This is a genomic window from Actinomyces polynesiensis (genome assembly GCF_000820725.1).
Lineage (GTDB): Bacteria > Actinomycetota > Actinomycetes > Actinomycetales > Actinomycetaceae > Pauljensenia > Pauljensenia polynesiensis.
On sequence record NZ_CCXH01000009.1, the window covers coordinates 1 to 12,039 of the forward strand.

General features: G+C 71.3%; 10 protein-coding genes. 5 read left to right on the forward strand and 5 right to left on the reverse strand.

Annotated features, from left to right (window positions below):
- A partial coding sequence (locus TA90_RS00305; RefSeq protein WP_222704581.1) for a hypothetical protein occupies positions 1-694 on the forward strand: 694 nt, incomplete at its 5' end.
- Between the two features lie 173 nt (positions 695-867).
- Here the strand turns inward: TA90_RS00305 and TA90_RS00310 are convergent.
- The 5 genes from TA90_RS00310 to TA90_RS00330 form a co-directional block, all read right to left on the reverse strand.
- A complete protein-coding gene (locus tag TA90_RS00310; RefSeq protein ID WP_043534042.1) occupies positions 868-1,920 on the reverse strand; it encodes a glycosyltransferase family protein in 1,053 nt (350 codons plus the stop codon).
- On the reverse strand, positions 1,917-2,528 hold the full coding sequence (locus TA90_RS12960) for an arsenate reductase/protein-tyrosine-phosphatase family protein (RefSeq protein WP_052450310.1): 612 nt from the start codon (positions 2,526-2,528) through the stop codon (positions 1,917-1,919). Before TA90_RS12960 ends, TA90_RS00310 begins: the two co-directional genes overlap by 4 nt.
- A gap of 101 nt (positions 2,529-2,629) precedes the next feature.
- The gene (locus tag TA90_RS14415) at positions 2,630-4,087 is read right to left on the reverse strand and encodes a tyrosine-protein kinase domain-containing protein (protein WP_052450311.1); all 1,458 of its coding nucleotides are present in this window, start codon (positions 4,085-4,087) and stop codon (positions 2,630-2,632) included.
- Positions 4,081-5,406 carry a hypothetical protein gene (locus TA90_RS14760; RefSeq protein ID WP_043534043.1) on the reverse strand — a complete coding sequence of 442 codons (1,326 nt, stop codon included), beginning with the start codon at positions 5,404-5,406 and terminating at the stop codon, positions 4,081-4,083. The genes TA90_RS14415 and TA90_RS14760 overlap by 7 nt, the downstream gene beginning before the upstream one ends.
- Positions 5,407-5,632: 226 nt before the next feature.
- Positions 5,633-6,247, reverse strand: a complete 615-nt coding sequence (locus TA90_RS00330; RefSeq protein WP_043534044.1) for a dTDP-4-dehydrorhamnose 3,5-epimerase family protein — start codon at positions 6,245-6,247, stop codon at positions 5,633-5,635.
- A 91-nt stretch (positions 6,248-6,338) separates the two neighbouring features.
- Here TA90_RS00330 and rfbD point away from each other — a divergent pair, with 91 nt between their 5' ends.
- The 4 genes from rfbD to TA90_RS00350 form a co-directional block, all read left to right on the forward strand.
- Positions 6,339-7,136: a dTDP-4-dehydrorhamnose reductase gene (gene rfbD / locus TA90_RS00335; protein WP_231550614.1), complete on the forward strand. Its 798-nt coding sequence runs from the start codon at positions 6,339-6,341 to the stop codon at positions 7,134-7,136.
- 142 nt (positions 7,137-7,278) lie between these two features.
- Positions 7,279-8,478 (forward strand): mannose-6-phosphate isomerase, class I, encoded by a 1,200-nt coding sequence (gene manA, locus TA90_RS00340; protein ID WP_043534045.1) that lies wholly within the window; start codon positions 7,279-7,281, stop codon positions 8,476-8,478.
- Between the two features lie 315 nt (positions 8,479-8,793).
- Complete coding sequence (locus TA90_RS00345) at positions 8,794-9,978, forward strand: cobalamin-independent methionine synthase II family protein (protein ID WP_043534046.1); 1,185 nt, start codon at positions 8,794-8,796, stop codon at positions 9,976-9,978.
- A 432-nt stretch (positions 9,979-10,410) separates the two neighbouring features.
- On the forward strand, positions 10,411-12,039 hold a 1,629-nt coding region (locus TA90_RS00350), incomplete at its 3' end, for an amino acid permease (protein ID WP_052450312.1).

Sequence of the window (12,039 nt, forward strand, 5' to 3'; positions counted from 1 at the left end):
CCCCATGAGCGCCCCGGTGACCCCACGACCCACCTGGGGGATGAGGGCCGCTGCCCTCGTCGCCCTCGCCCTCCTGGCTTCCGGGTGCACCAGCGGAGGCGCCGGGCAGTCGGGGGCGGGAGCGGTCGCGGCCATGTCGGGCCCGGGAACCTCCCAGTCCGGTGCCGGCTCCTCCACCACCCCCTCCGCGACCCCGAGCAGCGCGACACCTCGCGCAACGGCGACCCCGGTCGCGGAGCCCGCCGAGGACGGGGACGTCAACCAGGTGGTGGAACCCGGTGCGGAGCCTCCCACAGAGGAGGTCGACCTGGACCAGTCGGTCGTCGTCTCGGGGACCGGATCCAAAGGGGTGGAGGTGGAGCTCTCCGACCTGAGGTCGGCCACCGCGACGGCCTCAGGTCCCGGTGAGGTGTCAGGTCCCGCCCTCGTCGTCAGCGTGTCCGTGAGGAACACCAGCGGTGGGCCGGTGGACCTGACGCAGGTGTCGGTCAACATGACGGACTCCGCCGGGGCACCCGGTGCCGGGATGATCGGGGAACCCGCGAAGTGGTTGGACGGAGAGCTCGCACCGGACGCCACCGCGGAGGGGACCTATGTCTTCGCAGTGCCCGAGTCCGCGCGGCGCCCGATCTCGGTGAGCGTGTCGCTCGGGACCACCACGACCACGGCGGTCTTCACCGGCGACGCCCGCTGATCCCCGGCCACGCGCCGATCCGCTGGGGCGCCGAACGCTGACCCCCGGCCAGGTCACGGCTGGCTCCGGCGTCGCCCTCGTGCGCGGTGACGGGGGAGCACCTGCCCGCCCTCGTGCGCGGTGGCGGGAGACCACCTGCCCGCCCTCGTTCCCGGTCGGGGGCGCACCCGGGGTCACGCGTGCGCGGCCGGGCGCGATCCCTCCCTCGAGGGTCGTCGACGGGATCGCGACAGGGCGTGTCGGTAGGCGCGCACGTGGTGGGCGGCGACCACGTCCCAGTCGCGTTGTGCCAGGTCGGGACGGGTTCCAGCGGGGGTGGACCGCACCCGCTCGATGCCCTGCTCGAGGTGCTCGCCGCTGAGTTCCCCGGAGTACATGAGGACCCATTCGTGGCCGACCTCGTCCGCCAGTCGGCGGTTCACCTCGTTGTCGGGCACGAGGACCGGCCGGTCCAGGGACAGGGCCGCGAACACGCTGCCGGAGTTGTGCATCTCCGGGTAGGGCAGGACGACCAGTTCCGAGTCGGTCACCTGGGCGACGAGGGCGGCCTCGTCCAGGAAGTCCAGGACCAGGGTGATGCGCGGGTCCCCGTCGGCTGCGCGGGTGATCTCCGCGGCGAGCTCCTCCGTGGAGGGCTTCCCGCACACCTTGAGGCTGAGGTCGGGGCTGTCGGTCCGGCGGAAGGCCGTGACGAGACCGACCGCGTTCTTGTACCGGCGGATCATGCCGAAGAAACCCAAGCGGCCGGGGACCGGTCGGTGGGCGGGGTGCTTCGCGTACCACGTCCGGTAGTGGCCGTGCAGGGCGACGTCGAAGGGGCGGCCCTCCGGGATCTCCTCGGTCGGGTTGATGACGATCCACCAGGTCGTCCACCGCTCCGCCCAGCGCAGCAGGACCCGCTCCGTGGCCGAGATGCCGCTGGGGAGCTCCAGGTTGTGCAGGGTGCGCACCAGGGGACGTCGCGTGGCCCGCAGGCGGAGGAGGGCCGCTGCGAAGAACGCCTGCCTGACCTTCTTCTTCCACCACGACCTCCCGTCGACCAGGATCTCGGGCCAGTGGACGTGGAAGAGGTCGTAGTCGCCGAAGAGGAGGCGTCGCCACGAGAAGGTGAGGACGGTGACCCCCGGTTGCTCGGCGACGGCGTCCATGAGCAGGGAGTTGTACGGGTTCGAGGTGGGACGTGGCGGGGGGAACGACATCAGGACGGTCATCGGTCGGGGTGTCATCGTGCCTCCGTGGGGGGACGGTACGCGGTGAGGGCCGAGGCGAGGGCCTCGGCCACGGCCAGGGAGGCCCCCTCGACGGCGTCGAGGGTGGCCGCGTGGGCCCCGCGCCGCGCGCTGGTGTGCCCATCGGAGATGTCGAGGGGGGAGGCGCTCCTCTGGCGCGCACCGAACCAGGGGAGCGCGAAGGAGCGGGGCGGAGGAGGCAGCGGGACGCGGCAGCGCGCCAGCTCCAGGGCACCCACCCATTCGTCGAGGTCGGCAGCGGGTCCGGTGGCGCCCACGAGGGCGGCCGCCTCCAGGAGGGTGAAGGCCCTCGGCCGCACGGACGGGTCGGACCTCACGACCGCTGCCCGCTGGGCGCTGGTCATCGTGAGGACCAGGGAGGCACTCTCCACGTCCGAGGTGGCGACCTGACGGGCGGGACGGCGAGGGAGTGGCGGCGCCCCCCGCGCCTCGGTGCGGCGCCGCACCTCCCTGCAGGGGGGGAGTTCGTCGTGGGCCCTCAGGCCCGCCGACGTGACCTCCACCCGACGCTCCGCGAGCACCTCGCGCATCAGGTGGGCCGCGTGGACCGAGCGGCACACATTGGCCGAGCAGAGCACGAGCACCTGTCCCTCCCGTCCAGGCGGGGGTCCGCTCCCGGAGTCCTCCCCGGGTCGGAGTTCCCGGCGGCGTGCGAGCGGGCGAGGTGGCCCGGAGGGTGGGTTGGTCATGACGGCCCCGATCGCTCGAAGTCTGCGGAGTGCCCCGTGTGGACTGAGAAGACGTTGCGCCGTGTCCGCCCCGCGCGACCGGGCGACGCGGAGGGAGTGGTGGCGACCTGGCTCGCATACCCGTAGGTCTGGGAGTCGCGTCGTTGGGATCTCCTCACACCGTTGAGGACGACGCCCAGGAGTGTGGAACCCGAGGAGCGGATCGCCTCCAGGGACCGGGCCACGTCGTGCTTGGTGGTCCGGTTGGCCCTGACGACCAGCACGATCCCGTCCACGAGTTGGCCGAGGGTGAGAGCGTCGCTCACCGCGAGGATCGGCGCGGTGTCGACGATGACGACGTCGTAGGCGGAGCGGACCTCGGTGAGGATCTCCGCCATCGGCCGCGCGGAGAGGAGCTCCCCCGGGTTCGGGGCCGAGGACCCCGCCGGGACGACGTCGACGCCACTGTCACCCAGCGGGACGACCACGTCGTCCAGGGTGGTCTCGCCCACCAGGACGTCACTGAGCCCGATGACCCCCTCCACGTGGGAGTACTGCGCGATGCGGGGCCGTCTCAGGTCGGCGTCCAGGAGCAGGACCCGGCTACCCGACTCGGCCAGGACCGCGGCGAGGTTCAACGAGACGGTGGACTTGCCCTCCCCGGGCGCCGAGGACGCCACCACCAGGGTCAGGGGGTGCTTGTTGAGGGCCGCGAACCTCAGGCTGGTGCGCAGGTGTCGGTACTCCTCGGCGAAGGGACTCAGTGGCTCCTGCAGGACGACGGCCTCGTGCCCCTCGGGGTCGGGTCTGTCCCTGAGGGTCCCGAGGAAGGCGGCGTGGGTGGTGTCGGCGAGGGAACGGGCGTCACGCACCTTGTTGTCCCGCGCGGCGAGGACGACCGCCAGTGCGCAGCCCACGGCGAGACCGATCAGCCCCCCCAGCACCCCGTTGACCTTCTTGTCGGGGGAGAACTGGTACCGGGCGGGCACCGCCGGCTGGATCGTGCGCACCGTGACGGTGGCCTTGCCGTCGGCAGCGCGCGGGGCGTACTGCTCGACCACGGAGGCGAGGTGCTTCGCGGTGGCATTGGCGATGTCAGCGGCCCTGGCCGGGCCGGGACTGATCGCGGAGATCTCCATGACCACGGTGTCACGCGGGGTGGACACGGAGACCGATCTCGCCAACTCGTTGGCGTCGGTGTCGAGGCCGAGGTCCTCGATGACCCCGTCGAGCACGACGGGGGAGGTGGCGAGCATCCCGAAGGAGAGCATCTGGTTGGAGGTGTACGTCGACCCCTGGGCCAGGTCGCTGGCGGTGTTGCCGAAGTTCAGCGTGAAGTAGAGCCCCGAGGTGGACCGGTACAGGGGGGTGAGTGTGGAGGAGTAGCCCACGGCGGCCACCATCCCCAGGATCGCGCACACGAGGACGGCCACCCAGTGCTTCCTGAGCGATGTGACGCTGGCATGGTTCAGCACGGGAGTCCTCCTACGGGGGTGCGCGCCGGTGGGGCGCTGTGGGGGGATGGCGCGGCCACCCCGACGGGTCCATGCCCGCGGACGGGGGTCCGGGCGTTGAGGGCCAGGGCCTCGGTGGCGGCGAAGCCCGCGGTCATCCAGAACATGACGGAGTACTGGGTGATGAGCGCGACACTGAGGAGCGCCGGCACCTGGGCGGCGAGGGCGACACCGGCCACCCCGGCGCGACCCCTCAGCGCATGGACCACGGCCCCCACCAGGAGGGCGGCCAGGATGAGCATCGGGATCCACCCGTTCGCGAGCCCGAACACGAGGAAGGCGTTGTCGATGGAACGGAAGGCCCCGTAGGTGTTGGTCCCGGCGGAGGTCCGCGAGTAACTGGAGGCGACGCCCAGGGGTCGCAGCGTGGGGAGCAGGTCGAGGATCCAGGTGCGGTACAGTGCGCTGTTCTCGCCCTCGTCCCCGGCGCTCTCCAGGACCCCGGAGAAACGCCACAGGTAGACCGCGGACCCCACGGCGAGGAGTCCGAGGACCAGCCCCCGGGCCCGGCGCGTCAGGCTGGAGCGCGCCAGGCACGCTGCGAAGAGCAGACCCAGCGCGCCCGTGACCATCGAGATGCGGCTGAGGGTGGTCAGCACTGCTGCGAGCATCGTCGCCGAGCAGGCCATGCGCACCCACTGGGACAGACGGGCGTCGAGTGTGAGCACGGCGGCCATCGCCAGGCAGATGCCCGCCGCGATGGAGTGCCCGAAGGCGCCCTCGGTGCGCACCTCACCCGCTCGGAACTGCTGGGTGCCCCACACCGTGAAGAGGGAGTTCGCCAGGCCCAGGTTGCGGATCCAGAGGTTCTCCGAGGTGACGGCCTCCACCAGCATGAGGAGCGCGGCACCTGTGAAGGCGATTCCCACGACCGACAGGACGCGGCGGCGCTGCCAGGTGTGGAAGGCGAGGCGGCCCAGTGCGTAGGCCGTGAGCCACTGGACCTGGACGAAGACCTGGTTGAGGTTGGTGTTCCCCGTCGCGGTCATGACGAGGGCCAGGAGTGGTAGGCCCGCCACGACGAGGTCGGCGGGGTGGACGTGGGGAAGGTCCTGTCCTGCGCGCACCATGGCGCACACCGCGAGGAGTGCCAGCAGGAAGTGCACCGTGAGGAAGAAGGGGCCGACCGCGGTGCCCACCCACACCGGCACCGCGGGGATCGACACGATGGCCGCGACGGTCGCCCCCCAGGGGTGCCTGAGGCCCACCACGACCGCACCGCAGGCAAAGCACAGCCCCAGCGCGATGACCAGGAGCTCCTGGAACGTGACGGGGGACACGTTGTGAGCCTACCTGTGGGACGGGTCCCCGTCCCGCAGGTCGCGATGAGAACGGTGCGGGGTGGCCCGGAGAGGGCGGGCCCCGCACCGGGACCGGAGCGGACCTTAGGCCTGGAACAGAACGGACCTCGGCCCCAGAAGTGAGCGGACCTCAGGCTTGGAACAGAGCGGACCTCGGCCCCAGAAGTGAGCGGACCTCAGGCCTGGAACAGAGCGGACCTCGGCGTCAGGAGAGGGAGGCGATGAACGCCTGGGTCTCCTCGTACGTCGGCAGCAGGCCCTGCTCCTCGGCCTCCAGCAGGCCCGGCGCGACGGTGTCCTTCTCGGAGAACTGCTGGTGGATGGGGTTGCCCTGACGGTCCGTGGTCGGCCAGTCGACGCCGATCGTCGAGCACAGCGGGTTCACGCCGTGCTCGCGGGTGGGGTGGTACTGCGCGGAGCAGAGGTAGACGACGGTGGACCCGTCCTCCAGGGCGCAGAACGCGTGGCCCAGACCCTCCGAGAGGTAGATCGCGCGCCGGTCCGCGTCATCCAGGAGGACGCTGTCCCACTTCCCGAAGGTCGGGGACCCCACCCGGATGTCGACGACGATGTCGAGGACCGCGCCCTTGGGGCACATCACGTACTTCGCCTGCGAGGGGGGCACGTCGGCGAAGTGGATGCCGCGGATGACGCCGGCGGAGGACGTCGAGCAGTTCACCTGTCGCAGGTCGAAGGTGTGGCCGAGGTGGGCCTCGAACTCGTCCTCCTTGAACATCTCCATGAACAGGCCGCGGGGGTCACCCAACTGCTTCGGGGTGATCTCCCATGCGCCGCTGACCGACAGTTCACGCCATTCCATTCCGGGTCTCCAGATCCTCGTCGTGCACCACACATGCGCCGACACCCCAGGGGCGCCGGCGTCCCCCATTGTGCCCGATATGATCGGGGCCATGACATGGACGGTGACCGGCGCGGCCGGAATGCTCGGACAGGACCTGGTGGCGGCGGCACGGGCGAGAGGGCACGAGGTCGTGGCCGTGGACCGCGACGAGCTGGACATCACGGACCCCGTGGCCGTGATGGACGCCCTGGGGACCCCCGGCAGCAACGACGTGGTCATCAACTGCGCCGCCTGGACCCAGGTCGACTCCGCCGAGGAGAAGGAGCCCCTGGCCTTCACCCTCAACGCCGTGGGCCCCCAGAACGTCGCGGCTGCCTGCGCCGCCTCGGGCGCCCGCTTCGTCCAGATCTCCACCGACTACGTCTTCCCCGGCAACGGGACCTCCCCCTACGGCGAGGACGACCTCCTCGCGCCGCTCGGCGCCTACGGGCGGACCAAGGCGGCGGGGGAGTGGGCGGTGCGCTCCCAGGGTGTGGACTTCCTCATCGTGCGCACGGCCTGGCTCTACGGCGAGCACGGCAACCCCTTCCCCAAGGTCATGGCGCGGCTGCTGCGCGAGAAGGGCCACGTCGACGTCGTCACCGACCAGGTCGGCCAGCCCACCTGGACCCGTGACCTCACCGACCTCGTCCTGCGCCTCATCGAGGCCAAGGCACCGTCGGGCATCTACCACGGCACCTCGTCGGGGCAGTGCTCCTGGTGGGAGTTCACCCGCGAGATCGCCTCCTCCATCGGCATCTCCCCCGAGGCCGTCGGACAGACCACGGCCGCGGCCTTCAAGCGCCCGGCGCCGCGTCCCGCGTACTCGGTCCTCGGCCACGACGCGCTGCGGCCGCATCGGAGTTGAGCCCATCGGGGACTGGAAGGAGCGCTGGGAGGCCGCGGCCCCCAGCATCGTCGGCGCCTGAGGCCCGCCCGACGGGGCACGCCAGGAGGCATCTGCAGCACAGGTCGGTCGGACGTCCGGCACAGGCGGAGAGGACGCGCACGTGGAGAAGCTGAGCGGATGGGCCAAGCACGACGACTGGGGCTCCACCGACGCCATCCCGGGCCTGCTCGGTCGGGCACCCGACGGCTCCACCTGGTCCGAGCTGTGGTTCGGCGCCCATCCGGACGGGCCCACCCTCACCGCGGACGGCGCCACCCTGGCCGAGCTCATCGGCGATGACCCCCAGCGGATGCTCGGCAGGGGCCTCGTCTACGCCTTCGGCCCGCAGCTGCCCTACCTCGCCAAGGTCATCGCCACCTCGCGCCCCCTGTCCCTCCAGGTCCACCCCACCAAGGAGATCGCCCGGGAGGGCTACCTGCGCGAGGACATCCTCGGCATCCCCCGCACCGATGCGGGGCGCACCTACCGGGACATGAACCACAAGCCGGAGATGCTCTACGCACTCACCGACTTCGAGGCCCTGGTCGGGTTCCGCGTCCCGCGCCGTGCCCGCCAACTCCTGGAGGGGCTCGACTGCCCCCTGGCGGAGAACCTCCACCAGCGCCTGCGCCTGGCCACCGTGCGCGGCGGCCTGCGTTCCCTGGTGGCGTGGCTCTTCGACCCGGACTCGCCCGTCACCGCGGAGTCCATCGGCGATTTCGTGGACTCCAGCGCCGAGCGCCTCGCACAGGGCCGATCCCCCTCGGTGCGCACCGACCGCATGGTCGCCGCCCTCGCGGAGCTCCACCCCGGGGACCCCGGAATCATCGTGGCCTTCCTCATGAACCCCGTGACCCTGCGCCCCGGTGAGTGCGTCTACATCCCCCCACGGATGATCCACTCCTACCAGTCGGGCATGGGCATCGAGGTCATGGCGTCCTCCGACAACGTCGTGCGCGCGGGGCTGACCACCAAGCACGTCGATGCCGCGCAGCTGGTGGAGATCGCGGAGTTCTCCGCACTGCCCCCCGTGCGTGTGGCGCCCGAGCACCCCACCGCGACGACCGACCGTTTCCTCGCCCCCGCCCAGGAGTTCCAGCTCTCGGTGACCACGCCGCGCGGCGGGGAGGTGCCCGTCCCCGGTGAGGGTCCACGCGTCGTCATCGTGACCGAGGGCGAGGTGACCGTCTCGGTCGGGGACGCCTGCCGGGGTGCACAGCGCCTGGAGCTGCGCCGCGGCGAGGCGGCCTTCGTCGCCGCCTGCGAGCACGCCCTCAGCGCACGGGGTGAGGGGACCCTCGTGCAGTGCGCCGCGCCCTGATCCCGCACCGCGGGTGACCCCGGCCGCGGTGAGCACGGCCGCGGTGACCCGGCCCGGAGCGGTCCTCCGGCTGGCGGCGCGTGCCCGGGTCAGCTCACCCGGCGTCGCGTCCTCATCTGCTCCCGGTGCCGGGAGCTGTGCGGGAGCGGGGCGTGCGCCCCTGGGACCCGTGCCGGGAGCACCGGCACCCGTGGTCCGCGACGGTTCGCCGGGGGCGCCCTCGTGGGCCCGTGGAACGATCGACCACTGTCCGGACGCAGGCGGGCGCACGAGGGCGGCTGCGTACGCTGGAGGAAACTCGAGAGAGGGAGACAGATGCCCATCCGCACCACCCATGTCGGCTCACTGCCACGTCCGAAGGAGCTGCTCGACGCCAACGCGCGTCGCGCCGGGATCGGCGAGGAGGCGTTCGCCGAGATCCTCCAGCGCTCCGTCGACGAGGTCGTCCGACGCCAGCACGACATCGGGATCGACGTCGTCAACGACGGCGAGTACGGGCACATCATGACCGAGAGCGTCGACTACGGCGCCTGGTGGTTCTACTCCTTCTCCCGCTTCGGCGGCCTGGAGCTGTCCACCGACGAGCGCTTCGACATGGCGCCCCCCGCCGCCGGCGGTAAGGTCCAGCTCGCCCCCTTCTCCGAGCGCCGCGACTGGGTGCGCTTCCGTGACGCCTACTCCGATCCCGAGTCCGGCATCCACGTCGCCAGGTCCGGCCCCACCGTCTTCCCCACGATCACCGGGCCCCTCACCTACATCGGCCAGGAGGCCGTCCACCGCGACATCGACTTCGTGACGAGGGCGCTCGCGGCCAACGGCCTCACCCCGGCCGACGGGTTCGTCGCCGCCCTGTCCCCGGGCTCCGCCGCGCGGGTGTCGAACGCCTACTACAAGGACGACGTCGAGGTGCTCGAGGCGTGCGCGAACGCGCTGCACGAGGAGTACAAGGCGATCACCGACGCCGGGCTGACCGTGCAGGTCGACGACCCCTCGATCGCGGAGGCCTGGGACCAGGTCAACCCCGAGCCCGCCCTGGAGGACTACCGCGACTACATCCAGCTGCGCATCGACGCGCTCAACCGCGCGCTGGAGGGCATCCCCGAGGAGCAGGTCCGCTTCCACGTGTGCTGGGGATCCTGGCACGGACCCCACACGACCGACATCCCCCTGGCCGACATCGTCGACAAGGTCCTGCAGGTCCACGCCCACGGCTACACCTTCGAGGCCGCCAACGCCCGCCACGAGCACGAGTGGACCGTGTGGCGCGACATCGAGCTGCCCGAGGACAAGGTCCTGATCCCCGGCGTCGTGGGGCACTCGACGAATGTGGTCGAGCACCCCGAGCTGGTCGCCCAGCGCATCCGCCACTTCGTCGACGCCGTGGGTCCGGAGCGCGTCATCGCCTCCACCGACTGCGGGCTCGGCGGGCGCGTGTACCCCTCCATCGCCTGGGCGAAGCTGGAGTCCCTGGTCGCGGGGGCGCGCCTGGTCCAGGGCTGAGATGCAGCCCTGCGGGCGCCGTCCCGCGGGACGCGCCCGCTCCACCACTGCCGCACTGCCCCCCCGGGGCCGGGACCGCCGGGACCCGGGGGGCACTCCCGTACCCGTACGAGGGCGTCCCCGGCGGCGTGACGTCGGGGGAGCGCGGGGCGGTCGCCCTCGTCGGTGAAGAGGCCGCTGCCCGCGACCGACTGCGGCCGCGGGGCCGGCATTCCGGGAGCGCGGGGCGGTCGCCCTCGTCGTGGGGATCACCAATCCAGGTGGGACCGCGGGTCACCCGACCTGTTCGGGCGCGTCCCGGCGGTCGGGCAGTCCGGCACCCGTCCCTCCCGTGAGACGACATTCTCCCGTCAGACGGTGGCGCGTAACGTGGATCAGCGATCCGACCGGGGCACCCCCCGCGGCGTGTCCCATCAACGTGGAAGGGCGGCAATGAGTCTGTTCGTCAAGAAGACCATCGACCAGGTCTCCGAGGACATGGAGGACCCGGACCGCAGCCTCAAACGCGAGCTGTCCGCCTGGGACATCGCGGTCATGGGCGTGGCGGTGGCCGTGGGCGCGGGCATCTTCTCCGTCGGGGCCCAGGCGGCCGCCAACTACGCGGGGCCCGCCGTCATCATCTCCTTCGTCCTGGCGGCCGTGATCTGCGGCCTCGCGGTGATGAACTACGCGGAGTTCTCCTCCTCGATCCCCGTGTCCGGATCGGCCTACACCTTCTCCTACGTGTCCCTGGGCGAACTGGTCGCCTGGATCATCGGGTGGGACCTCATCCTCGAGATGCTCATGGCGGCAGCCGTGATCTCGAAGTACTGGGGCATCTACGTCCGCAACGTCTTCGAGTTCCTCAACATCGGCATCTCCACCGAGATCCAGGTGGGGCCGCTGGCGGTCTCCTGGCCGCCGATCCTCATCGTGGGCCTGTTCACCGTGCTCCTGGTGCTGGGCACGAAGCTCACCTCGCGCGTGAACTCGGTGCTGACGGTCATCAAGATCGGCATCACGATCTTCATCGTCATCGCGGGCGCCTCCTACGTGAAGCTGTCGAACTTCTCGCCGTTCCTGCCGCCCTCGGAGCCCGTCGAGAGCGACGGCGCCAGCGGCGTCTTGCGCCAGACGCTGGTCGCCTTCCTCTCCGGCGCGGAGCCCACCCGCTACGGGGTCTACGGGCTGCTGGGTGCTGCGGCCCTCGTGTTCTTCGCCTTCATCGGCTTCGACATCGTCGCGACCACCGCGGAGGAGGCCAAGGACCCCCAGAAGACGCTGCCGCGGGGCATCTTCGGTGGCCTGGCGCTCGTGTCCCTGCTCTACATCGCGGTGACGATCGTCGTCACCGGCATGGTCAGCTACAAGGAGATGGCCGCCCAGGACGAGCCGAGCCTGGCCACCGCCTTCCGCCTGGTGGGGGCCAACTGGGTGGGGACCTTCATCACCATCGGCATCCTCATCGGCCTCACCACCGTCATCATGGTGCTGCTGCTGGGACTGGCCCGCGTCGTCTTCGCGATGAGCCGTGACGGGCTGCTGCCGCGTGGACTGTCCCACACGTCGAGGCGGGGCACGCCCGCGCGCCTGCAGATCCTGTGCGGTGTGGTCGTCGCCGTCATCGCGAGCCTCGCAGACGTCGGGCAGCTCTCGGAGATGATCAACATCGGCACGCTGAGCGCATTCGTGCTCGTGAGCTTCTCGGTGCCCGTCCTGCGCAAGCGCTACCCCGACCTGCCGCGCGGGTTCACCGTGCCGTGGTCCCCGTGGCTGCCGATCCTCTCCGGCGTCCTGTGCATCTGGCTGATGGCCAACCTCGCCGTGGAGACCTGGCTGCGCTTCGTCGTGTGGCTGCTGGTCGGACTCGGCATCTACTTCGGGTACTCCTACTCCCACTCCCGGGTGCAGCTGGAGTCCCACGACCAGAACCCGCTGCTCGCGCTGGGCGAGGGCATCGCCGAGGAGTCGGTCGAGGTCGCGGAGGACCGTGTGGCGGAGGACCGTGTGGCGGGGGAGCGCCTCGCGGAGGCGCCGGGCACTGTCGGTGGGGCCGCGGCCCCGTCCGTGCCTGCGCCCGCG